We start from the raw sequence: 322 nt of genomic DNA, 5'->3' as shown, positions 1-322 counted from the left end.
CCCGTATCCGGGTGTCGTACGCGCTCTGACCAACTTCACCAGGTAACTGGTGGGTCTGGGCAGATTCGAACTGCCGACCTCACCCTTATCAGGGGTGCGCTCTAACCAACTGAGCTACAGACCCAATATCGGGTGTGCAAAGCAAAAGCTGCTTCTAATCGTCTTCTTCAATGAATCAAGCAATTCGTGTGGGAACTTGTGCTGCAGCTGAGTCGTCGATTAAGGAGGTGATCCAGCCGCAGGTTCCCCTACGGCTACCTTGTTACGACTTCACCCCAGTCATGAATCACACCGTGGTAACCGTCCTCCCGAAGGTTAGACT

The 322-nt window shown here is 53.4% G+C and carries 1 tRNA gene and 1 rRNA gene; both read right to left on the bottom strand.

The features are described 5' to 3' along the window. Nucleotides 1–47: 47 nt before the first annotated feature. Nucleotides 48–124, bottom strand: a tRNA-Ile gene (locus EE949_RS08440). A 96-nt stretch (nucleotides 125–220) separates the two neighbouring features. Then, nucleotides 221–322 (bottom strand): 16S ribosomal RNA (locus EE949_RS08435); the annotation flags it as partial.

Origin of the sequence: Pseudomonas viridiflava, assembly GCF_900602065.1 — a bacterium.
In the GTDB taxonomy this organism is placed as follows: Bacteria; Pseudomonadota; Gammaproteobacteria; order Pseudomonadales; family Pseudomonadaceae; genus Aquipseudomonas.
The sequence above is the reverse complement of the archived record's forward strand: the minus strand, read 5'-3'. Positions and strand labels throughout refer to the sequence as shown.